Origin of the sequence: Bradyrhizobium sp. (assembly GCF_035484855.1) — a bacterium.
Classification (GTDB): Bacteria; Pseudomonadota; Alphaproteobacteria; order Rhizobiales; family Xanthobacteraceae; genus Bradyrhizobium.
Genome location: NZ_DATHOP010000051.1, coordinates 13,231 through 36,362, shown reverse-complemented (window position 1 = coordinate 36,362; position 23,132 = coordinate 13,231). Strand labels below are relative to the sequence as shown.

Below are 23,132 nucleotides of genomic sequence, written 5' to 3'. Positions count from 1 at the left end.
TACCTTAATCCTCTGACCCTCCGGAGCGGACATGAAGCGCGCGTCGATGGACCGTTTCATCGATACGATCGAATGGATCGCGGCCGGCTTCGTCGGCATCGTCGCCGCCAACATCTTCGTCGCGGTGCTGCTGCGCAATCTCTTCAACTATGCGATTCCGGATTCCTTCGACATCGGGCGCATGCTGCTCGGCATCCTGATCTTCTGGGGCATCGCCGCGACGAGCTATCGCGGCGGCCATATCACCGTCGATCTGGTCTGGGCCAATGTCGGCCCAAGGTACCAACGCTGGATCGACGTGTTCGCAACCCTGGTCCTGCTGTTCGTCGTCACCGTGCAGACCTGGACGCTGTTCGACAAGGTGCGCGGCACCTATAACGATCACGTCCTCACCTTCGACATGCATATGCCGACCTGGCCGTTCTTCGCGGTGGCGTGGATCGGCGACGTCTCCGCAGTGCTGCTGATCGCGATTCGCACCTACCGGCTGATCTTCCATCCCGAAGAGATGCACGACCCCAAGATCGCGGCCACGGAGTAGGGCATGAGCACCGACGCCGTCGCGATCCTTGGATTCGTCGCGCTGTTCGCGCTGATGCTGTTGCGCGTGCCGGTCGGCATGGCGATGGGGCTGGTCGGTGTTTCCGGCTTCGGCTATCTCGTGGGCGGCACGCCGGCGCTGAAGCTGGTCGGCCAGACCTCGATGCGCACGGTGACCGACTATACCTTCGGCGTGATTCCGATGTTCCTGCTGATGGGCACCTTCGTCAGCAATTCCGGCATGAGCCGTGATTTGTTCCGCGCCGCCAACGGTTTTGTCGGACATCTGCGCGGCGGCCTCGGGATCGCAACGGTCGCGGCCTGCGGCGGTTTTGCCGCGATCTGCGGCTCGTCGGTCGCAACGGCCGCGACATTTTCGGCGGTCGCCTATCCGGAAATGCGCCGCTTCGGCTATCCGCAATCCTTTGCCACCGGCGTGATCGCGGCCGGCGGCACGCTGGGGGCGATGCTGCCGCCCTCGACCGTGCTTGCGGTCTACGGCATCATCACCGAGCAGGACATCGGCAAATTGTTCATGGCCGGCATCGTTCCCGGCCTGCTCGCGATGACCATGTACATGATCACCATCGCGCTGATCGGCTATTTGCGGCCGGGCTTCCTGCCGAAAGGCGCCACCACCACCTGGCGCGAGCGTTTTGCCGGACTGAAGGACATCTGGGCGCCGGTGCTGCTGTTCGTGTTCGTGATCGGCGGGCTCTACGGCCTGCCATTCCTGCCGCGCTTTACGCCAACGGAGGCCGGCGGCGTCGGCGCCACCGGCGCGTTCCTGATCGGTGTCGCCACCGGTCGGCTCGACAGGGAAAAAATCCTCGCCTCGCTGTTGCAGGCGACCCGCACCGCGGCGGCGGTGTTCACGGTGCTGATCGGCGCGCTGATCTTCGGCTATTTCCTCACGGTGACGCAGACGCCGCAGAAGGTCACGGAATTTCTCACCGGGCTCGGTCTCGGCCCCTACGGCGTGCTGGCGCTGATCATGGTGATGTATCTCGTGCTGGGCTGCCTGATGGACGCCATGGCGATGATCATCCTCACGGTGCCGATCATCTTTCCCGTGATCTCTCATCTCGGCTTCGACCCGATCTGGTTCGGGGTCATCATCGTGATGACGGTGGAGCTCGGCCTGATCCATCCGCCGGTCGGCATGAACGTCTTCGTCATCAAGAGCGTGGTCAAGGACGTGTCCTTTGCCACGATCTTCAAGGGCGTGCTGCCGTTCGTGGCGACCGACCTGGTCCGGCTGGTCATCCTGATCGCCTTTCCGATCCTGGCGACCTGGCTGCCGCAACGCATGATGGCGCATTAGAATGGCACCCGCACTCCAAACCAAATACGTCTTCAGTCTCGCCATCAAGGTCGGCGCGCCGATCATTGCCGGCGATCACGGCCATGGTGTCAGGCGCGTGATCCCGATCCTCGGCGGCGAAGTTTTCGGCAACGGCTTCAAGGGAACGATCTTTCCGGTCGGCGCGGATTTTCAGACCATTCGCCCGAACGGTTTTACGGAACTGGAAGCGAAATACGCCTTTGAGCTGGACGATGGCGCCATCGTCTACATCGAGAACATCGGCATCCGCTTCGGGCGTAAGGAATTGCTCGACCGCATCGCCAAAGGCGAGATCGTCGATCCCGCGTCGATCTATTTCCGCTCGGTGCCGAAATTCGAAACCGGCAGTGAAAAATACCGCTGGCTGATGGAGAACCTGTTCATCGGCGTCGGCGCAAGGCACCCGGATCGCGTCGAGATCGACATGCATCAGGTGCTGTGAGGCCATCAGGCGGGGGCCTACTCGTCATTGCGAGCGAAGCGAAGCAATCCATGGCTCCGCGAAGGAAGCATGGATTGCTTCGTCGCTGCGCTCCTCGCAATGACGGTTTCGAGAGAGAGCCTTGTTGACTCCCCGTCCAATCGTTATAAAACATAACTATTCTGGACAGGACGTAATAAGCCCATGGGAAACGCCGCCCCCGCCGCCAAAGCGGAGCCTTCCGCGCTGCTCAAGGTCGAGCGTTCGGGCCCGGTGCTGTCCGTGGGCCTCAACCGCCCCGCAAAACGCAACGCGCTGAACGACGGCATCATCCTCGCGATCCAGGACTGCTTTGCTGACATTCCCGATGGCATCGGCGCGGTGGTGATCCATGGCGTGGGTGAGCATTTCTCGTCCGGTCTGGACCTCTCGGAATTGACCGAGCACGACGCTACCGACGGCCTGCGGCATTCGCAGATGTGGTACCGGGTGTTCGACCGTGTGCAATATTGCCGCGTGCCCGTGATCGCGGCGCTGAAGGGAGCTGTCATCGGCGGCGGGCTGGAGCTTGCCTGTGCCGCGCATATCCGGGTCGCCGAGCCGTCAGCCTATTTCGCGCTGCCCGAAGGCCAGCGCGGCATTTTTGTCGGCGGCGGCGGATCGGTGCGGCTCCCGCGGCTGATCGGGGTGGCGCGGATGACCGACATGATGCTCACGGGGCGGGTCTATTCCGCGACCGAGGGCGCGTCTTACGGCTTTGCGCAATATCTCGTCGAGAAAGACGGCGCTTTGCCCAAGGCGATGGAGCTTGCGGCAAAAGTCGCCGATAATGCGCCGCTGACCAATTTCGCCGTGCTGCAGGCGCTGCCGATGATCGCGGAAGCCAATCCGCAGACCGGGCTGTTGATGGAATCGCTGATGGCGACGGTGGCGCAAAGCGACAAGGAGGCCAAATTGCGCATCCGCGCCTTCCTCGACCGCAAGACCGCCAAGGTGAAGCCGGCCTGACATGAGCGCGACAGCCAACAGTTCGGCCCCCACCATGTGCAGCGATGCCCCGCTGCGTCCGATTTCGTTCGGCGATCCCTCTGTTACGATCGAGCGCCGCGACGATGGTACGATTTATCTGCGGCCAAAAATTGCGCTCGGCGAATATCCTGTCCGCCTCACCGACCGCCTGCACCATTGGGCCGGCGCCGAACCAGATCGCGTCTTCATGGCGGAGCGCGTTGGCGGCGGCTCGTGGCGGCAGATCACTTACGCCGAACTGCTGACCGCGAGCCGGCATATCGCCTCAGCCCTGCTGGCGCGCGGCCTTTCCGCCGAGAGACCGCTGGTGATCCTTTCCGGCAATTCGATCGATCATGCCTTGATGGCGTTCGGCGCGCTCTATGCGGGGATTCCGTTTTGCCCGGTATCCCCTGCCTATTCGCTGGTATCGCGGGATTTTGGCAAGCTGTCCTATCTGATGAAGCTGTTGACCCCCGGCCTCGTCTTCGCCGACGACGCGGATAAATTCGCTACCGCCCTGGAAGCCAATGTCTCCTTCGGAACCGAGATCGTCGTCGCCTCTGGCGCGCTACCAGGGCGCGACGTCACCGCGCTCGCCAGCCTGATGGCGACGCCGCTGCATCCCAGCCTCGACACCGTGCATGAGGCAATCGGTCCGGACACGATCGCCAAATTCCTGCTGACCTCCGGCTCGACCGGAAATCCCAAGGCGGTCGTCAATACGCAGGCGATGATCTGCGCCAACCAGGTGATGATCCGCGAAACCATGGCCTTCCTCAAGGACGAGCCGCCGGTCATTGTCGACTGGCTGCCGTGGAATCACACCTTTGGCGGCAATCACAATATCGGGCTGACGCTCTACAACGGCGGCTCGATGTATCTCGACCAGGGCAAGCCGATGCCCGGCGGCATCGAGGAGACCGTGCGGAACCTGCGCGAAATTGCGCCGACGGTCTATTTCAATGTGCCCAAGGGCTACGAATCGCTATTGCCATACCTGCGCGACGACAAGGCGTTGCGGGCGAAATTCTTCTCCCGGCTGCATGCGATGTTTTTTTCCGGCGCGGCGCTGTCGCCGTTCGTCTGGAACAGCCTCGACGAACTGTCTTTGCAGGAAACCGGATTCCGCGTGCCGATGCTGACCGGGTTAGGGGCCACCGAGACCGCGCCGTTCTTCATGTCGGTCACTCCTTCCACCAGCCGCTCCGGCCATGTCGGGCTTCCCGTGCCCGGCAACGACGCCAAGCTCGTGCCCAATAACGGCAAGCTGGAGGTTCGCTGCCGTGGGCCGAACGTTACGCCGGGCTATTGGCGGCAGCCGGAACTCACCGCCGCCGCTTTCGACGAGGAAGGCTTTTACAAGTTCGGCGATGCGCTCAAGCCGGCGGATCCTGCCGATTTGCACGCCGGCTTCGATTTCGACGGCCGCATCGCCGAGGATTTCAAGCTGGCCAGCGGCACCTGGGTCAGCGTCGGCCCGCTGCGCGCCCGCTTCATCGCAGCCTGCGCGCCGCTGGTGCGCGACGTGGTCATCGCGGGCATCAACCGCGACGAGATATCGGCGCTGGTGATTCTCGATCTCGACGGCTGCCGGCTGATCAATCCGACGTTGGCGCTGGACGACCTTGCCGCTGCCGCGGCCGATTCCCTGATCGTTGAGGCCTTCCGCGAGCGCTTTGCAAGATTCCTCGCGACCTCGACGGGATCGTCGACCCGGATCGCGCGCGCGGTGCTGCTGGATACGCCGGTCTCGATCGACCGCGGCGAGGTCACCGACAAGGGCTCGATCAACCAGCGCGCGGTGCTGGACGCTCGCGCCGCGCTGATCGACGAGCTTTACTCGCCGACGCCGGCCGAACACGTGATAACGCTGCTGCCAAATTCCAAACAATAATTCGTCAGGGAGAGAATCATGCAGTTGAAGGATCATGCGGCCATCGTCACCGGCGGCGCCTCGGGACTGGGCGCGGCCACCGCGCGAAGATTGGCGGCTGCGGGTGCGAAGGTTGCGGTGTGCGATCTCAACGCAAAACTTGCCGAAAGCGTTGCGGCGGAGATCAAGGGCACGGCCATTGCCTGCGACGTCACCGACGCCGCCTCGGCCGAGGCCGCGGTCGTGCAGGCGGCCAAGGTGCACGGTCCGGCGCGCGTGCTGGTCAATTGCGCCGGCATCGGCGTTGCCAAGCGCGTGGTCGGCCGCGATGGCCCGCATCCGCTCGCCGATTTCGAGAGGGTCATCAAGGTCAATCTGATCGGCACGTTCAACATGCTCCGGCTTGCGACGGCCGAGATGTCGAAGCTTGCACCGCTCGAGGGCGGCGAGCGCGGCGCCGTGATCAACACCGCCTCCGTCGCTGCCTATGACGGCCAGATCGGGCAGGCCGCCTACTCGGCGTCCAAGGGCGGCATTGTCGGCATGACCTTGCCGATCGCGCGCGAACTGGCGCAGTTCGGAATCCGCGTTCTCACCATCGCGCCCGGCCTGTTCCTCACCCCGCTGCTCGGCAGCCTGCCGCAGGAGGCACAGGACTCGCTTGCCGCCGCGATTCCATTCCCGCATCGTCTCGGCCAGCCCGACGAATTCGCGCTGCTTGCGATGCACATGATCGACAATCCCTATCTCAACGGCGAGGTGGTGCGGCTCGACGCATCGCTGCGCATGGCGCCGCGCTGAGTGATGGTTGGCGAATTGAAATTTGCGACGTGCATTCCTTCACCTCCCCCGCTTGCGGGGGAGGTCGACGCGCGCCGAGCGATGCGAAGCATCGTCCGGAGCGCGGCGGGTGGGGGAATTCTATCCACGCGACATCTGTTGCTTGGCTGGCACGCCCACCCCAACCCTCCCCCGCGAAGGGCGGGAGAGGGAGCCGACCGCCGTTGCTGCGCGATATTGCCCAGACTGAAACAAGGTTGAAGCCATGTTCGTTCATCGTCGCGATTTGCAGATACAGTGGGGCGATTGCGACCCCGCCAATATCGTTTACTACCCGCGCTATTTCGCGATGTTCGACGATTCGACCTCGATCATGTTCGAGGCCGCCGGCTTCTCCAAGCAGGACATCATCAAGAAGTACGGCCTGGTCGGCATTCCCATGGTGGATACCCGGGCGAAATTCTACATCGCGTCCACCCATGGCGACTGGATCACGATCGAGAGCCGGGTCGAGAGCTTCAAGCGCTCGAGTTTCGAGGTCACCCACAAGGTGTTCAAGGCCGAGGCATTGGCGATCGAGGCGTTCGAGACCAGGGTGCTGGTCGGCCGTCACCCCGACGATCCGGCGCGGCTGAAATCGGCCGCGGTGCCGGAGGAAATCGTCGCCAGGTTCATGCGGGGCTGACTCGCCTGATGGTATGACCTAAAGAAGGGGCTGAAATGTCGGGCGAATTTTGATCTAGACTAAGAACAACACTTAACGGGAGGAACGAATGAAAAGGCTTTACCTGTCCGCAGCCGTGATCGCGGCGTCGCTCGCTCTGCCGGCGCTACCCGCGCTGGCGCAAACCAATGAGATCGTGATCGGCATCACCGTCACCACCACCGGCCCAGGCGCGGCGCTCGGCATTCCCGAGCGCAACGCGCTGGAATTCGTCGCCAAGGAGATCGGCGGCGTGCCGCTGAAGGTCATCGTGCTCGACGATGGCGGCGATCCGACCACTGCCACGACCAATGCGCGGCGGTTCGTCACGGAGTCCAAGGCCGACATCATTATGGGATCCTCGATCACGCCGACAACGATCGCGGTGTCCAACGTCGCCAACGAGGCGGGCATTCCACATATCGGTCTCGCGCCATTCCCGATCACGCCGGAGCGCGCTAAATGGTCGGTGACGATGCCGCAGCCGGTGCCGCTGATGGGCAAGGGCTTGTACGCGCACATGAAGGCGCACAACATAAAGACCGTCGGCTATATCGGTTACTCCGATTCCTACGGCGACCTCTGGTTCAACGATCTCAAGACCCAGGGCGTGCCGCTCGGCTTGACGATTGTTGATGAGGAGCGCTATGCGCGCCCGGATACGTCGGTCACGGGGCAAGTGCTGAAGCTGATCGCCGCCAATCCGGACGCGATCCTGGTCGGTGGGTCGGGCACGGCTGCGGCGTTGCCGCAGACTGAACTGCGCGCGCGGGGCTACAAGGGGTTGATCTACCACAATCACGGCGCCGCCAGCATGGACTTCATCCGCATCGCAGGTCCCGCTGCCGAGGGCGTGATCATGGCGTCCGGTCCGGTGATGGATCCCGAGGACCAGCCTGACAGCGCGCTGACTAAGAAGCCCGGCATGGCGCTGGACAAGGCCTATGAGGCCAAATACGGCCCCAACAGCCGCAGCCAGTTCGCCGGCCATTCCTACGACGCCTTCCTGGTGCTGGGGCGCGTCATCCCGGTGGCGCTGAAGACGGCAAAACCCGGCACGCCGGAATTCCACGAGGCGATCCGCCAGGCCTTGCTCAGCGAACGCGACATCGCCGCCAGCCAGGGCGTCTACAACTTCACCGAAAAAGACCGCTACGGCCTCGACGACCGCGCGCGGATTTTGCTGACGGTGAAGGACGGGAAATACGTGCTGGTGAAGTGAGATTGCAACTCGGTCAATATCGAGTTCGACTCTTCCTTACCCTCCCCTGGAGGGGGAGGGTCGTCCGCATTCGGCGATGCGAAGCATCGTCCGATGCGGGCGGGGGCGGGGTGACAGTCTATCGTCGACGGCGGTGTTTCAGTAGTTCGGCTTCTGCGTCACGCGAACCATACAATTCAACATAAATCCGTTCGAGTACTGCCGTCAGGTCACGGGTGATCTCGGAATTCCAGAAGCGAACAACCCGATATCCCTCCTGCTCCAGCCAACGCTGTCTTTCTTGATCACGCCTGGCAGTTTCGTCATCGTTATGATGTCCGCCGTCAAGTTCGATGATCAAATGCTTGGCCGGGCAGAAAAAGTCGACGACATAGGGACCGATCGGCGCCTGCCGCCGGAAGTGTGTGCCTTCGACCGGCAGTTCCTTCAGCGCGCGCCACAATATGCGCTCGTGCGGCGTCGTGTTGGCCCGAAGTCGCTTGGCTGCTGCGCGGCGGATGGATGTGGACACCATGGGCATTGCACTCGCGGATAGATCACCCCACCCCGCTTAGACCGAACGATGCTGCGCATCGTCCGGTCCAAGCGACCCTCCCCCTCCAGGGGAGGGTGAAGTGAAACGCGACAGCGGTCTAAACGCAAGCGCGATTCAAATCGCGCTCTCGCCCTCATGGGTAAAGCCGAGATAGCTCGCGGCCACACGCGCGTTGGCGGCGATCTCCTTGGCCGGGCCGTTCAGGATGAATTCGCCGAGCTCCATCACATAGGCGCGGTCGGCGATCTTTAGCGCGGCCTGCGCGTTCTGTTCGACGAGCAGCACGGAGACGCCGCTGGCGCGAAGTTCGAAAATGGTGCGGAAGATGTCGGCGACGATGATCGGCGCCAGCCCGAGGCTCGGCTCGTCCAGCATCAATAGCTTTGGCGCGCCCATCAGCGCGCGGCCCATTGCCAGCATCTGCTGCTCGCCGCCCGACAGCGTGCCGGCGAGCTGCCGGCGCCGCTCCTTCAGGCGGGGAAACAGCGTGTAGACTCGCTCGAAGGATCTTGTCGCGACCGCCCGGGCGATCCGGAACGCGCCGAGCTGCAGATTGTCTTCCACGCTCATGGTGGCGAACAATTCGCGGTGCTCCGGCACCAGGCTCAAGCCCGCCGCGACGCGGTCTTCGATCTCGGCGCGCAACATGTCATCGCCGGCAAAGACGACACGGCCCTTCAGCGGCAAAATCCCCATAATGGCGTTGAGCAGCGTGCTCTTGCCGGCGCCGTTGGCGCCGATGATGGTGACGATCTCGTTGTCGCCGACCTCGAGCGATACCGCGCGCACCGCTTCGACCTTGCCATAGGCGATGTGGGCATCGGCTACCCGCAACAGCGCATTCATGCGGCCGCTCCGAGATAGGCCTTGATGACATCGGGATTGGTCTTGATCGCCTGCGGCGTGCCTTCGGCGATCTTGGTGCCGAAGTCGAGCACCACGACGCGGTCGGCGAGATCCATCACGAACCCCATGTCGTGCTCGACCAGCAGCACCGACATGCCGCCGTCGCGCAAGCTGCGCAGCAGCGCGGCGAGCCGCTGCTTCTCCAGATGACGCAAGCCTGCGGCGGGCTCGTCGAGCAAGAGCAGCATCGGATCGATGCACAGCGCACGCGCAATCTCGACGATGCGCTGCTGGCCGAGCGAGAGCGAGCCGGCGGGCGCGTCGATCTGGTCACTGAGCCCGACGCGCTCGATCTGGCGCGCCGCTTCCGCGAGCAGCCTTGCTTCGTCCGATCGATCGAGCCGGAACATGCTGGCGAGCGCGCCGGCGTGCCCGCGCAGATGCGCGCCGATCGCAACGTTTTCCAGCACCGTCATGTCCGGCACCAGCTTGACGTGCTGGAAGGTCCTGGCGATGCCGAGCTTTGCAACCTGTTGCGGCGGTGCGTTGTCGATGTTCCTGCCGAGCACGGAAATCGTGCCGCCGGACTTTGTCAGCACGCCGGTGATCAGGTTGAAGGTCGTGCTCTTGCCGGCGCCGTTCGGCCCGATCAGCGCGACGATCTCGCGGGCCTGCACGTCGAACGAGACGTCGTTGACCGCGATCACGCCGCCGAACTGCTTTCGCGCGCCCTCGACCTGCAGCAGCACCTCCGGCGTGCCCGGCGGTTTCGCCCGGGCGGGCAAGACAAGCGAAGTATCGGGCCGCTTGCGGGCCGGCTTGAACGGCAGTCGCGCCATCAGCCAGGGCCAGACCCCGGTCGGCGCCAGTTGCAACAGCGCCACCAGCAGGATGCCGAACACGATGGTCTCGAGCTGGCCTTGCCCGCCGAACACATAGGGCAGGTAGCTCTGCAATAACTCCTTCAGGATCACGACGATGGCGGCGCCGAGCACGCCGCCCCAGACATAGCCGGCGCCGCCGACCACCGCGACGAACAGATATTCGATGCCGGCCTGCGCGCCGAACGGGGTCGGATTGACCGCGCGCACGAAATGCGCATAGAGCCAGCCCGAAAGGCCGGCAAGTACCGCCGCATAGATAAAGACCAAAAGTTTGGCGCGCGGCGTTTGTACCCCAAACGCTTCGGCGGCAATATGCCCGCGCCGCAGCGCGCGGATGGCGCGCCCGGTGCGCGAGTCCAGCAGGTTCATCGTCAACAGCGCGGAGATCAGCACCGCGATCCAGATCGCGAAATAGATCGTGCCGGGGTCGATCATCCGCAGGCTGCCGATCGAAAGCGGCGGGATGCCGGAGATGCCGTCGTTGCGCCCCAGAAATTCGAGCTTGCTGAACAGATAGAACAGCCCGAGTCCCCAGGCGATGGTGCCGAGCGGCAGATAATGGCCGGACAGCCGCACGGTGACGATTCCGAGAAGGACCGCGGCGATGCCGCTCACCAACAGCGACATCGGCAACGTCAGCCATGGCGAGAGGCCATAGGCGGTGGTCAGCACCGCCGTCGTATAGGCCCCAAATCCGCAAAACGCCGCCTGGCCGAAGGAGGTGAGGCCGCCGACGCCGGTCAGCAGCACGAGCCCCATCGCCACCAGCGCGGACAGCCCGATATTGTCCAAGAGCACGATCCAGAACGGCGGCATGCCGGGCACGAACGGAATCGCCGCCATGACGAGCGCGAACACGATGATCGGCAGCCGCTGCTTCATCGCGATCAATCCTTTTCTTCCTCGACCGCGGGCGCCGCCAGCGACCGCAGCAGGAGAACCGGAAGGATCAGCGTGAAGACGATGACTTCCTTGAAATTGCTGGCATAGAACGAGGAGAACGCCTCCACCGTGCCGACCACAAGGGCCGCCACCGCGGTCAAGGGATAGCTGACGAGCCCGCCGATGATCGCGGCGATAAAACCTTTCAGGCCGATCAGAAAGCCGGTGTCGTAGTAGAGCGTCGTGATCGGCACGATCAGGATGCCGGAGAACGCGCCGATCACGGAGGCGAGCCCGAACGCGATCTGGCCCGACAGCGTGGTCCGGATGCCGGAAAGACGCGCGCCGAGGCGGTTGACTGCGGTGGCGCGCAGCGCCTTGCCGTAGAGCGTGAAGCCGAAAAACAGCCACAGACCGATGATGAAGGCGACCGTGATGGCGTAGACCGCGATGCTTTGGCCGGTGAAGCGCAAGGGACCTGCCGTGAAGGCTGCATCCGCAAGCGTCGGGCCGCGCTGGCCCTCGGCGCCGAAGAATACCAGCCCAAATCCCTGCAGCGCCAGGTGGCAGCCGACCGAGGCGATCAGCAGCACCAGCACCGAGGTATGTGCGATCGGCTGGAACGCGATGCGATAGAGAAACAGGCCGATGGAAGCCACGATCAGAAGCGACAGCGTGATGCTGACGGCGATCGGCGGATGATGGCCGGCGAACCAGAAGGTCAGCGCAAGGATGATGGAGGGCAGCCCGATATCGATCGCGAAGGCGCGCGAGACCAGGCGCGGGTGCAACGAGGCCCGCGCGGCGAACAGGTCGAGAGCGAACGCCACGATCCCCATCGCGAATGCGAGCCTTGCCGTGCCCGGCATCTGGCCCGACGACAGCGAGGCATAGGTCAGCGCGCCATAGGTGACGAACTCGCCCTGCGGAATCAGGATCACGCGGGTCACGGCGAACACCAGCACCAGCGCAAGCCCGAGCAACGCATAGATGGCGCCGTTGGTGATGCCGTCCTGAAGCAGGAACAGCATGATCGTCGTGTTCAAGGCTGGCGCTCCCCCTTAAATCATGGCTGCGGCCGCGCGCTTTCAGGAAGCCGCCGCCGGTTGCGATATCGGCAGTTGAAAACGGTTGGCGATATTTGATATGGTGGATAACAATTATCAAATATAATCTCAAGGCCCGGGCCGTTGCGGCCCGGCCGCCTTGCAGCCTAGCCCAGATTGCGAGCATCGAGCGATGACTGTTTCCAAGACCGCCATGGCCGACGCCGCCAAGCCTGATTCCGTCAAGCCTGATTCCGTAAAATCTCGTCCCGCCCGCAAGGAGCCCGCCGAGCCGGCCATCGAAAGCGCCGCGCTGCAGCTCGGCGAACTGTCTGAGCTATTGGGCTATTCGCTCAAGCGCGCGCAACTGAAGATCTTCGAGGATTTTCTGCGCTGTGTCGCGCCGCTGCAGCTGACGCCCGCGCAGTTCTCGGTGCTGCTGCTGCTCGACCGCAATCCCGGCCGCAACCAGACCGAAATCGCCAATACGCTCGGCATCCTCCGGCCGAATTTCGTGGCGATGCTCGATGGCCTCGAGAGCCGCGACCTCTGCGCGCGGATCCGTTCGGCCAACGATCGCCGTTCCCACATCCTGATGCTGACCGACAAGGGCCGCGCGGTGCTGGCGCGGGCGAAAAAACTCGTCGCCGCCAAGCACGAGGCGCGGCTGAACGAATTGTTAGGCCCCACCAACCGCGCCGCGCTATTGGAAATGCTGACCAAGATCGCGCGGGAGTTCTAGTTCGTCATTCCGGGGCGATGCGAAGCATCGAACCCGGAATCTCGAGATTCCGGGTTCGCGCTGACGCGCGCCCCGGAATGACGGGGGCCTCACGCCGCGGCGATGCGACCTTGATCCTTCCGCACGTCGCGCTCCGACAGGAACAGCCGCTCGATCTCATGGGCGGGCAGCGGCTTGCTGAACAGGAATCCCTGCATCTCGGTGCAGCCCTCCGACGTGATCCTGTCGAGCTGTTCGGAGGTTTCCACGCCCTCGGCGGTGGCCGTCATTCCCAGGCCGTTGGCGAGCGCCGCAACCGCGCGGACGATATTGAGCGACCCGGTGTTTTCCGCGATGTCCTTGACGAAGGAACGGTCGATCTTGATCTTGTCGAACGGAAAACACTGCAGATAGGTCAGCGAGGAATAGCCGGTGCCGAAATCGTCCATCGCGATCCGGATGCCGAGCGCGCGCAACTGGTGCAACACCGCAAGCGTGGTTTCCCGCTGCTGCAGCAATACCGTCTCGGTGATTTCGATTTCCAGCCGCGTCGGCGCCAGGCCTGATGCCGCCAGCGCACCGACGATGACCTGCATCAGGCCGGGGCTGCGGAATTGAACGGCTGAAATATTGACGGCGACATTGAGATTGCCCGGCCATCGGGCCGCAGTGGCACAGGCTTGCCGGATCACCCACTCCCCGATCGGGACGATGAATCCGATCTCCTCGGCCAGGGGAATGAAGCTGGCTGGCGAGATCAGGCCTTTCTCCGGATGGTTCCAGCGAATCAGGGCCTCGAATCCGCTGATTTCGCGGCTCGCCAGATTCACCACCGGCTGGTAGTAGAGTTCGAACTCGCCGGCGTGCAGCGCCTTGCGCAGGTCCTGTTCCATGATGCGGCGGGTCTGCATCTGCAGGTCCATCGCGGGCTCGAAAAAGCGGAAGGTGCCGCGGCCGTCGCCCTTGGCGCGGTACAGCGCGAGGTCGGCATTGCGCAGCAGCCGGTCGGGTCGCAATCCGTCGCCGGGCCCCACCGCGATGCCGACGCTGGCGCCGATCACGGCCTGATGGCCGTCGAGTTCGAAGGGCTCGCTCATCAGCGCAATGGCGCGTTGCGCCAGCGAGGTGGCCGCGGCGGGATCGGCGATCGGGGCCTGCACGATGACGAATTCATCCCCGCCCATCCGCGCGATGGTGTCGCTCTCGCGGACGATCCCGCGCAGGCGGTCGGCGACGATCTTCAACAGCTTGTCGCCGGCGGGATGACCGAAGGTGTCGTTCACCGCCTTGAACTGATCGAGATCGAGGTGGTGAACCGCGACCAATTCCTCGCAGTGAATTCGGCGGCCCAGCGCCTGTTCCAGCCGCTCGTTCAGCAATACGCGATTGGCAAGACCCGTCAGCGCGTCGTGGTGCGCCATGTATTCGATCTTGACCTCGGATCGCCGCTGCTCGGTGATGTCTTCATGGGTGGCAACCCAGCCGCCGTCGGGCATCGGCCGATGCCTGATCTTGAAGGTCTTGCCGTTTCGCAATTCGACGATGCTGTCGGTGGGTTCGTGGGACACGGCGACGTTGCTGCGCCAGTGCAGGTATTCCTCCCGGGTCATGGCCGGACAGCTGCCGGCCTCAAAGCGCATGTCGACGATTTCGGGCAGCGAGGTGCCGGAGCCGATGCGGTCGCGCTGGAGGTCGTACATTTCGACGTAGCGGTCGTTGCAGACGATCAACCGGTGCGAAGCGTCGAAGAAGCACAATCCCTGCGACATGTTGTTGATCGCGGTATCGAATTGCAGGTTTCGAATCCGCAGGCGCTCTTCCTGCTCCTGGCCGAGTTCGAGCTGCCGCTGCAGGCGGGCGCTCATTTCCTCCCGTGCCGTGATGTCCTCATGGGTGACCATTCCGCCGCCGCCGGGCATCGGGTGAACGGTGCAGGCAATGATCCGGCCGTCGGCGAATTCCTGGATGCTGGTGGCGGGAACCCCGGCGTTTCCGGCGCACTCGCGAAAATAATCGTCGAGTTGCGGTCGGACCTTGATCCCCAAATTCATGCGGCGCCGGATCAGTTCGCCGACGGGGGTCCCCGGCTTCACCTGCTCGGGTGAGAGCCCGTAAATTTCAATGTACCGCGCGTTGCAGAACACGACCTCGTAGCGGCCATCGAAGACCACCAGTCCCAGCGACATGTTGTCGATGGCCTCAGCGAGAAGCCGACCCGGGTGAGCTGGCTCCGGATCGGCGGTGCGCTCGATCGAATCCACCATTTGGCGTTCCTCCGCCGCAATTCTTGCAGGTGTCACGGTGCTCCGACGATGAGGAGCCCTACATTAGAAGCCAAGGCTGGTGAATTGCCTGTTCGAGATGCCGGTATTTCAGTCAACTTCCCGGGAATTAGCTGAACAAGGCGTTAAGATTTCGCGCGAACGGCAGGCCGCGCAATCGCGGGTGCGGCAGACGAGGTCCTCAGCGTGAGGATCATCTTCCCGTATCGACGAGGATCACCCTGATGTCGTTGACATTGGTGAGCGTCGGACCCGTCAGCAGGAGATCGCCGGTGGCCGCGAAGAACGCCGTGGCATTGTTGTTGTCGAGATAGTTCTTCGGGTCGAGGCCGAGCGAATCCATCATCGCGAAGGTGGTCGCGTCGATCATGGCGCCGGCCGGATCGGCGGCGCTGCCGCCGCCGCCATCGGCGCCGTCGGTGTCGGCCGCCAGCGCGGAAATGCCGGAGGTGTGCCTGAGCAGAGCGGCCAGCGCCAGCGCGTATTCCTGGTTGGGGCCGCCGCGCCCATTGCCGCGCACGGTCACCGTGAGCTCGCCGCCCGACAGGATCGCCACGCGCCTGCCCTGGGCGCGCGCCTGCAAGGCAAGTCGCGCGTGCTCGACGCCGACGTCGCGCGCCTCGCCTTCGATGTCGGCGCCGAGATCGACGATGTCGTAGTCGGCCTCGCTTGCGATTGCGATCGCCGCGTCGAGCGAGGCCCGCGGCCGCGCGATCAGTTCGAAGCGGGCGCGCGCAAAGGCGGCATCGCCGGGCTTGCAGCTCTCATTGTCGGGATTCTCGAGCGCGCGGCTGATCGCGTCGTCGACCTTGAGGCCGTATTTCGCGACGATGGCGCGGGCGTCCGCAAGCGTGCTCGGATCGGGCACCGTCGGCCCGGAGGCGATCGCGGAAGCGTTGTCATGCGGAACGTCCGAGATCGCCAGCGTCAGGATTTCGGCACGCCGGCCGGCGCGGGCGAGCCTTCCTCCCTTGATTTGCGACAAATGCTTGCGGACGATGTTCATCTCGCCGATCGGCGCGCCCGAGCGCAACAGCGCCCGGGTCAGATGTTGCTTCTGCGCGAACGACACGCCGGCCGCCGGCGCGATCCAGTTGGCGGAGCCGCCGCCCGACAGCAGCACCAGCAAGAGATCGTCGGCGCCGGCGGTCCCGGCGAGCCGCAGGCTTTGCTCGGCGGCCCGCAAGCTGGCCTCGTCGGGCACGGGATGGCCCGCCTCGATCACCTCGATCCGCCGCGTCGGCACGCCGTGGCCGTGGCGGGTGGTCGCGATGCCGGAGAGCCGCGCCGGATCGAGTTCCAGCGTATCGAGATAATGCCGCTCCGCGGCCGCGGCCATCACGGCGGCGCCCTTGCCGGCGGCAAGGCAGATCACCCGGCCTTTCGGCACGGGCTGCAGATGCGCCGCCAGCACGACGTCGGGATGCGCGGCGGCCACGGCCGCGTCGAAGATCGCGCGCAGCAGAGGGCGTCTGTCGGTCATGGTGTTACGGGAATGGAAATCGAGGACATGCCCCTGCTTATCCATCCGATTCCGGCAAAAGAAAACCCCCGCACGCCAAGCTGCGGGGGTTTGCAATGCTTCCGTGTCCTGGACGCGGTCCAGAACCTCTAGCCGCCGACGTCACCGGAGATGATGTCACCGAACAATTCCCACTTCTCGCCCTTGAACTTCATCAGCTGCAGCTGGCTGATCGGGGCAAAATCGGTCGGAGAGGTGTTGATCTTGATGCCCGGCAGCAGGACCTCGGTGCGGAAGTCCTTGAGGTTCGCCGCCTGCTTCATGACGTTCTCGCGAGTCAGGTCGTCGCCGCAGTTCTTGAGCACCTCGACCAGCGTTTGCGACACGCCGTAACCGACCACGGTCGAACCGTCGAGCTTGTTGCCTTCCGGAAAATCCTTGGCCATGAACTCGTAGAACGCCTTCATTCCGGGATCGTTGTCCCACTGCGGATCGGAGGCGTCCTTCAGGTAGGCTGCGGAAATGATGCCCTGCGAGTTTTCATAGCCAGCCGGCTTGATGACGCTGCCGACCGAGGCCGAAACGTTATTGAGGATGTGGAGCGGCTTCCACTCGATTTCTGCGACCTTCTTGATGGCCTGCGCCGCAAATTTCGGCGTCGTGATGTCGATGAAGATATCGGCGCCGGTGGCTTTCAGCTTGACGATATGGTTGTCGATGGTCGGTTCGGTGGTCTCGTAGCTTTCTTCGGCCACGATCATCGAGGCCTTGGCTCCGAGTCCGTCCTTGAGGCCCTTGAGATAGTCCTTGCCGTAGTCGTCGTTCTGATAGAGCACGGCGATCTTGGCATCGGGCTTCTCCTTGAGAATGTATTTGGCGTAAATCCGCGCTTCGCTCTGGTAGTTCGGCTGCCAGCCCATGGTCCAGGGGAAGTCCTTCGGATCGTTCCACTTGGTGGCGCCGGTGGCGACGAACAGCTGCGGCACCTTCTTCGCATTCATGTATTTGTGAATCGCCGAGTTCGGCGGCGTTCCCAGCGAATTGAAGACGAACAGCACCTCGTCGCTCTCGACCAGCTTGCGCGCCTGCTCGACCGTCTTCGGCGGGCTGTAGCCGTCGTCATAGCTGATGAAGTTGATCTTGCGGCCGTTGATGCCGCCTGCGGCGTTGATCTTGTTGAAATAGGCCTGTTCGGTCTTGCCGATCACGCCATAGGCGGAGGCCGGGCCGCTGTACGGCATGATGTTGCCGATCTTGATCTCGGTATCGGTGGCGCCGGTATCGTATTTCTTTTGGGCGAGCGCGCCATTGCTCGACGCCGCGAGCAAGACGAACGCGGCGGATGCAATCGCTACTCTGCTGATGGCAACAGGCATTCCAGATCTCCCGTGTTGGCTGTTGTGCATGCGCCCTCTTCTCTTGGTTTTATTGCGGCGCAGCGGCGAATTGAATACCATTTGACGGCGGCCATCAAGCAGCAGCCCCTGCGATGAGGTCGCAGGGGCTGCTTCTTTAGTAGTCAGTCCGTCCGCCGGGCGGGAAATCAGCCGCCGACGTCGCCGGAGATGATGTCGCCGAACAGATCCCACTTCTGGCCCTTGAATTTCTCCAGCTGGAGCTGGGAGATCGGGGCGAAGTCGGTGGCGCTGGTCTGAACCTTGATGCCCGGCAGCAGGCCGCCGAGTTCAAGGCCGTTGATGCTGGCCGCCTGCTTCATGATGTTCTCGCGGGTCAGGTTGTCGCCGCAGTTCTTCAGCACATAGACCAGACCCTGCGCCACGGTGTAGCCGTACATCACGGAAGCATCGACCCGGTTTCCTTCAGGAAAATACTTGGTGAGGAACTCGTCGAACGCTTTCATGCCGGCATCGTTCTTCCACTGCGGATCCGAGGTGTCCTTCAAATAGGCCGACGAGATGATGTTCTGGCTGGCGTCAAAGCCGGCCGGCTGGATAACGCTGCCGATCGAGGCCGAGACGTTGTTGAGGAAGTGCAGCGGTTTCCACTCCACCTCGGCGAGCTTCTTGATCGCCTGCGCCGCGAATTTCGGCGTGGTGACGTTGTAGAACACGTCGGCGCCGCTCGATTTCAGCGTGACGACGTGGGAGTCGATGGTCGGCTCGGTGGTCTCGTAGCTCTCCTCGGCTATGATCATGGAAGCGGCCTTGGCGCCGAGACCGTCCTTCAGGCCCTTGACGTAATCCTTGCCGTAATCGTCGTTCTGATAAAGAATCGCGATCTTGGCGTTGGGCAGGTTCTTGAGAATGTATTTCGCGTAGATGCGGGATTCGCTCTGGTAGTTGGGCTGCCAGCCCATGGTCCAGGGGAAATTCTGCGGGTCGTTCCACTTGGTGGCGCCGGTGGCGACGAACAGCTGCGGCACCTTCTTGGCATTCATGTATTTCTGGATCGCCGAGTTCGGCGGCGTGCCCAGCGAATTGAAGATGAACAGCACCTCGTCGCTCTCCACCAGCTTGCGCGCCTGCTCGACCGTCTTGGGCGGGCTGTAGCCGTCGTCGTAAGAGATGAAATTGATCTTGCGGCCGTTGATGCCGCCTTCGGCGTTGATCTTGTTGAAGTAGGCCTGTTCGGTCTTGCCGATCACCCCATAGGCGGAAGCAGGGCCCGAATAGGGCATGATATTGCCGATCTTGATTTCGGTGTCGGTGGCACCGACGTCGTATTTCTTTTGCGCCAATGCGTTCGTGCTGGACAGGGCTGTTATCGCGAGGGCAGCCGAAATGGCCCCCAATCGCAATAGGATAGCAGGCATCTGGACCTCCTTGGTCTGGTTGAATGTGTTGATTTTTTTGATTGGGAGCGCTTGGCGGCTCCGTGGCGCATTCAATACCCTTCGGCTGCGCCCATCAAGAAAAAGCCCCCTGCGACCGGGGTCGCAGGGGGCGTTATTTAGTCGAACAGCCTATGTCACGGACGTGCGAATCGGCGTATCGGAACCCCGGTTTTCATCAGGGCGCGAAGCCGCAATTCAAGCTCACTTGGTACGACTTGCGCGATGTCCGCCATGCCCCGATAGCGACCAAATCTTGCAGCGCGGCGAGATGTCGCGATGTGCCAACATGCGACTCATGCACCGCAAAGAACAGCCTGACGTGATATGCTAACCTTTGACCGGGCTGGAACGGGTCAAATGGCAATCAGCATTGGAAGGCGTCAATTCATATCCGCCCTTGGCGGCACGGCAGTTGCTTGGCCGCTCGCGGCGCGCGCGCAGCAGCCGGCGCTGCCGGTGGTTGGATTGCTCAACAGCGCATCGGCGAGCGCATTTGAACATCTCGTGCAGGCGTTCCGCGATGGCCTGGGTGAGGCGGGTTATGTTGAAGGGCGGAACGTGGCGATCGAATACCGTTGGGCCGAAGGTCAGATTGATCGGTTGCCAGCGTTGGCAGCCGAGTTGGTCCAACGTCAGGTCGCCGTGATCGTTACGTGCGGCGGGGACGTTTCGGCACGGGCAGCCAAAGCGGCGACGTCGTCGATTCCGATTGTCTCAACCATCGGAGGCGATCCCGTCAAGGAGGGGCTCGTTGCGAGTTTCAATCGACCAGGCGGCAATCTCACGGGTGCAACCTTGTTTGCATATTCGGCTGCTAAGCGGCTGGAGCTGCTGCACGAGCTGATTCCCAAAGCCGTCACAATCATGGCTCTCTTCGATCCAAGCGATCCAGTCGTTGTGCTCGACAGGGAGTCATTGCAGGCGGCGTCGAAAACACTCGGATTACAGCTGCGTTTTGCGAATGCGGGCACGGTGAGCGAGTTGGATGCGGCCTTCGAGACGATTGCTCCAGATCGGCCCGACGGCCTCTTTGTCGGCTCAAATCCATTTTTCAACCGTCAACGCGATCAATTAGTCGGATTAGCGGCACGTCATACGATTCCAACGATTTATGCATTTCGCGAATTTCCCGCAGCCGGCGGATTGATCAGCTATGGAAGCCGACTTGCCGATACATATCGCCAAGTAGGCATCTACACAGGCAGGATTCTCAAGGGAGAGAGTCCTGTCGACTTGCCGGTTGTGCAGCCGACTAAGTTCGAGCTGGTCATTAACCTCAAGACCGCAAAGGCACTCGGAATCACCGTGCCGAACTCGCTACTTGCTACCGCCGACGAGGTGGTCGAATAGACCTTTCGTAATGCGTCACTTGACGATGGCAAAATGACGCTGTGGGTCATTCGCTACCGGATCGAGTCAGCGGAAAGTCCGGCCATGTCCGCTACGCCCCGAACGCAACAGGCACCCCACCCCGGATCAAGTCCGGGGCAGGCCTTCCTCTCCAAAGCGCCTCAGTTGCTCAGTTCGCCGGAGATAATGTCGCCGAACAGGTCCCACTTCTCGCCCTTGAACCGCATCATCTGCAGCTGCTCGATCGGGGCGAAGTCGGTGGCGGAGGTGTTGATCTTGACGCCGGGCAACAGCGTGTCGGGCGTAAAGTCCTTAAGATTCGCGGCCTGCTTCATGATGTTCTCGCGGGTCAGGTTGTCGCCGCACATCTGGATCACCTTGACCATGGTCTGCGCCGCGCCATAGCCGTAGACCACCGAGCCGTCGAGCTTGTTGGCGTCGGCATAATACTTCTCCAGGAACGCATAGAATTTCTTCATGCCGGGATCGTTGTCCCACTGCGAATCCGCGCCGTCCTTGGCGTAGGCCGCCGACAGGATGCCCTGGCTGTTCTCGAAGCCGGCAGGCTTGATGACGCCGCCGACCGAGGCCGACACGTTGGAAACGATTTGCAGCGGCTTCCACTCGATCTCGGCAACCTTCTTGATCGCTTGGGCAGCGAATTTCGGCGTGGTGACACTGATGAAGACGTCGGCGCCGGAGGACTTCAGCTTGACGATATGGTTGTCGATGGTCGGCTCCGTGGTCTCGTAGCTTTCCTCGGCCGTGATCATCGACGCCTTGGCCCCGAGCGCGTCCTTCAGGCCCTTGAGGTAGTCCTTGCCGAAATCGTCGTTCTGGTAGAGCACCGCGATCTTGGCGTCCGGCTTCTCCTTCATCAGGTACTTGGCGTAGATATGCGCCTCGCTCTGGTAGGAGGGCTGCCAGCCCATGGTCCACGGAAAGTCCTTCGGATCGTTCCACTTGGTGGCGCCGGTAGCCACGAACAGCTGCGGCACCTTCTTGGAGTTCATGTATTTCTGGATCGCCGAGTTCGACGGCGTGCCGAGCGGATTGAACACCAGCAGCACCTCGTCGCTTTCGACCAGCTTGCGGGCCTGCTCGACCGCCTTCGGCGGGCTGTAGCCGTCATCGTAGGAGATGAAGTTGATCTTGCGGCCGTTGATGCCGCCCTCGGCGTTGATCTTGTTGAAATAGGCTTGTTCGGTCTTGCCGATCACGCCATAGGCGGACGCAGGACCCGAATAGGGCATGATGTTGCCGATCTTGATCTCGGTATCGGTGGCACCGGTGTCGTATTTCTTTTGGGCGAGTGCTGCGCCGGAGGTGACTGTGAATGCGATGACCGCCGTCGAGAACGCGGCGATACGTAATTGTTGTCCAGAAAGCATAGTCTCTCCTTGGTTTAAGTCAGTTCAGGTTCTTCTTGAATTTGCCGACCAGCCCGTGGGCGACGATGGCGACCTGCCTTGCGCCGTGCGGCACCAGGAAGATGACGAGGAACAGCAGCACGCCGAACACGGCGCCGGACAGACCCTTGGAGATGCCTTCCGCGATGTTCGGCACGAAGATGATGAAGGCTGAGCCGACGATCGAGCCGGGCAGCCAGCCGACGCCGCCGACCACCATGCCGAGGAACAGCTGGATCGCCAGCGTGATGGTATAGCTGTCGGGCGCCACGAACTGCACCACGATCGCCCCCAGGCCGCCGGCGACGCCGGTGATGCCGGCCGAGACGCCGAACGCCAGCGTCTTGTACAGCGCGACGTCGATGCCCATCGCGGAGGCCGCGATCTCGTTGTCGCGGATCGCCATGAAGGCGCGCCCGGAACGCGATTTCAAGAGATTGACGGAGAAGATGTAGATCGCGAGCGCGATCACCAGCGTGAAATAATACAGCCACATGTCCTGCGACATCGGCAGGCCGAACGGCGCGTCGGGCTTGTCCACGACCAGCCCCTGCACGCCGCCGGTCCAGTACTCGAAATAGCCGAGTTTCAGGAGCTGCGGCATCGCGGTCGCCAGCGCAAAGGTGGCCAGCGCCAGGTAGACGCCGGACAGCCGCAGCGCCGGCTGCCCGAACAGGAATCCGAAGGCAAAGCAGATGATGCCGGAGATCGGCAAGGTCAGCGCGTAGTTCATCCCGGCATGTTCCATCAGGATCGCCGTGGTATAGGCGCCGACCGCGTAGAAGGCACTCTGGCCCAGCGAGAATTGCCCGCTGCCGCCGGTCAGGATGTTCAGCGCCAGCACCGCGAGGCCATAGACCAGCAGCATCGTCATCTGGAAGATGATGAAGTTCTTCACCAGCAAGGGTGCTACGACCAGAAGTCCGAGCACCACCAGCGAGGTGCCAGTGCCCAGCGTCATCGCCCGCTTCGGTACGGCCTCGACCGTGGGCGCTTCGGTGACGATTTCCTGAATGGCGCTCATGA

General features: G+C 62.8%; 20 protein-coding genes. 10 read left to right on the top strand and 10 right to left on the bottom strand.

Features of this window, described 5'->3' with window-relative positions; translation table 11 throughout:
* The first annotated feature begins 31 nt into the window (after positions 1–31).
* From VK804_RS06360 to VK804_RS06325, 8 genes are all read left to right on the top strand, one after another.
* Positions 32–541 (top strand): TRAP transporter small permease, encoded by a 510-nt coding sequence (locus VK804_RS06360; RefSeq protein ID WP_325368997.1) that lies wholly within the window; start codon positions 32–34, stop codon positions 539–541.
* Between the two features lie 3 nt (positions 542–544).
* Positions 545–1,864, top strand: coding sequence for a TRAP transporter permease (locus tag VK804_RS06355; protein WP_325368995.1), 1,320 nt, complete (start codon positions 545–547; stop codon positions 1,862–1,864).
* Between the two features lies 1 nt (position 1,865).
* Positions 1,866–2,327: a DUF3237 domain-containing protein gene (locus VK804_RS06350; protein ID WP_325368993.1), complete on the top strand. Its 462-nt coding sequence runs from the start codon at positions 1,866–1,868 to the stop codon at positions 2,325–2,327.
* A 183-nt stretch (positions 2,328–2,510) separates the two neighbouring features.
* Complete coding sequence (locus tag VK804_RS06345) at positions 2,511–3,314, top strand: crotonase/enoyl-CoA hydratase family protein (protein WP_325368991.1); 804 nt, start codon at positions 2,511–2,513, stop codon at positions 3,312–3,314.
* A gap of 1 nt (position 3,315) precedes the next feature.
* Positions 3,316–5,211: a feruloyl-CoA synthase gene (locus VK804_RS06340; protein ID WP_325368989.1), complete on the top strand. Its 1,896-nt coding sequence runs from the start codon at positions 3,316–3,318 to the stop codon at positions 5,209–5,211.
* Between the two features lie 18 nt (positions 5,212–5,229).
* A complete protein-coding gene (locus tag VK804_RS06335; protein WP_325368987.1) occupies positions 5,230–5,991 on the top strand; it encodes an SDR family NAD(P)-dependent oxidoreductase in 762 nt (253 codons plus the stop codon).
* 244 nt (positions 5,992–6,235) lie between these two features.
* The gene (locus VK804_RS06330; RefSeq protein ID WP_325368985.1) at positions 6,236–6,655 is read left to right on the top strand and encodes a thioesterase family protein; all 420 of its coding nucleotides are present in this window, start codon (positions 6,236–6,238) and stop codon (positions 6,653–6,655) included.
* A gap of 88 nt (positions 6,656–6,743) precedes the next feature.
* Complete coding sequence (locus tag VK804_RS06325; RefSeq protein WP_325368983.1) at positions 6,744–7,895, top strand: ABC transporter substrate-binding protein; 1,152 nt, start codon at positions 6,744–6,746, stop codon at positions 7,893–7,895.
* Positions 7,896–8,013: 118 nt separating this feature from the next.
* On the opposite strand, the gene VK804_RS06320 is transcribed toward VK804_RS06325, so the two are convergent.
* From VK804_RS06320 to VK804_RS06305, 4 genes are all read right to left on the bottom strand, one after another.
* The gene (locus VK804_RS06320; RefSeq protein WP_325368981.1) at positions 8,014–8,409 is read right to left on the bottom strand and encodes an endonuclease domain-containing protein; all 396 of its coding nucleotides are present in this window, start codon (positions 8,407–8,409) and stop codon (positions 8,014–8,016) included.
* 135 nt (positions 8,410–8,544) lie between these two features.
* The gene (locus VK804_RS06315; RefSeq protein WP_325368979.1) at positions 8,545–9,276 is read right to left on the bottom strand and encodes an ABC transporter ATP-binding protein; all 732 of its coding nucleotides are present in this window, start codon (positions 9,274–9,276) and stop codon (positions 8,545–8,547) included.
* Entirely contained in the window at positions 9,273–11,042 is a 1,770-nt protein-coding gene (locus VK804_RS06310) for a branched-chain amino acid ABC transporter ATP-binding protein/permease (protein WP_325368977.1), read from the bottom strand. Before VK804_RS06310 ends, VK804_RS06315 begins: the two co-directional genes overlap by 4 nt.
* Positions 11,043–11,047: 5 nt before the next feature.
* Positions 11,048–12,088: a branched-chain amino acid ABC transporter permease gene (locus VK804_RS06305; RefSeq protein ID WP_325368975.1), complete on the bottom strand. Its 1,041-nt coding sequence runs from the start codon at positions 12,086–12,088 to the stop codon at positions 11,048–11,050.
* A 193-nt stretch (positions 12,089–12,281) separates the two neighbouring features.
* On the opposite strand from VK804_RS06305, the gene VK804_RS06300 reads away from it, so the two are divergent.
* Entirely contained in the window at positions 12,282–12,830 is a 549-nt protein-coding gene (locus VK804_RS06300; RefSeq protein WP_325368973.1) for a MarR family transcriptional regulator, read from the top strand.
* Positions 12,831–12,919: 89 nt separating this feature from the next.
* On the opposite strand, the gene VK804_RS06295 is transcribed toward VK804_RS06300, so the two are convergent.
* From VK804_RS06295 to VK804_RS06280, 4 genes are all read right to left on the bottom strand, one after another.
* Entirely contained in the window at positions 12,920–15,073 is a 2,154-nt protein-coding gene (locus tag VK804_RS06295; RefSeq protein ID WP_325368971.1) for an EAL domain-containing protein, read from the bottom strand.
* A 211-nt stretch (positions 15,074–15,284) separates the two neighbouring features.
* Positions 15,285–16,574, bottom strand: coding sequence for a glycerate kinase type-2 family protein (locus VK804_RS06290; protein ID WP_325368969.1), 1,290 nt, complete (start codon positions 16,572–16,574; stop codon positions 15,285–15,287).
* Positions 16,575–16,702: 128 nt separating this feature from the next.
* Positions 16,703–17,929: an ABC transporter substrate-binding protein gene (locus VK804_RS06285; protein WP_325368967.1), complete on the bottom strand. Its 1,227-nt coding sequence runs from the start codon at positions 17,927–17,929 to the stop codon at positions 16,703–16,705.
* A 167-nt stretch (positions 17,930–18,096) separates the two neighbouring features.
* Positions 18,097–19,326: an ABC transporter substrate-binding protein gene (locus VK804_RS06280; protein WP_325368965.1), complete on the bottom strand. Its 1,230-nt coding sequence runs from the start codon at positions 19,324–19,326 to the stop codon at positions 18,097–18,099.
* 378 nt (positions 19,327–19,704) lie between these two features.
* Between VK804_RS06280 and VK804_RS06275 the strand changes: the two genes are divergently transcribed.
* Positions 19,705–20,697 (top strand): ABC transporter substrate-binding protein, encoded by a 993-nt coding sequence (locus VK804_RS06275; protein ID WP_325368963.1) that lies wholly within the window; start codon positions 19,705–19,707, stop codon positions 20,695–20,697.
* Positions 20,698–20,858: 161 nt separating this feature from the next.
* On the opposite strand, the gene VK804_RS06270 is transcribed toward VK804_RS06275, so the two are convergent.
* Positions 20,859–22,088 carry an ABC transporter substrate-binding protein gene (locus tag VK804_RS06270; protein ID WP_325368961.1) on the bottom strand — a complete coding sequence of 410 codons (1,230 nt, stop codon included), beginning with the start codon at positions 22,086–22,088 and terminating at the stop codon, positions 20,859–20,861.
* Positions 22,089–22,107: 19 nt separating this feature from the next.
* Positions 22,108–23,130: a branched-chain amino acid ABC transporter permease gene (locus VK804_RS06265; protein WP_325368959.1), complete on the bottom strand. Its 1,023-nt coding sequence runs from the start codon at positions 23,128–23,130 to the stop codon at positions 22,108–22,110.
* Positions 23,131–23,132 lie beyond the last annotated feature (2 nt).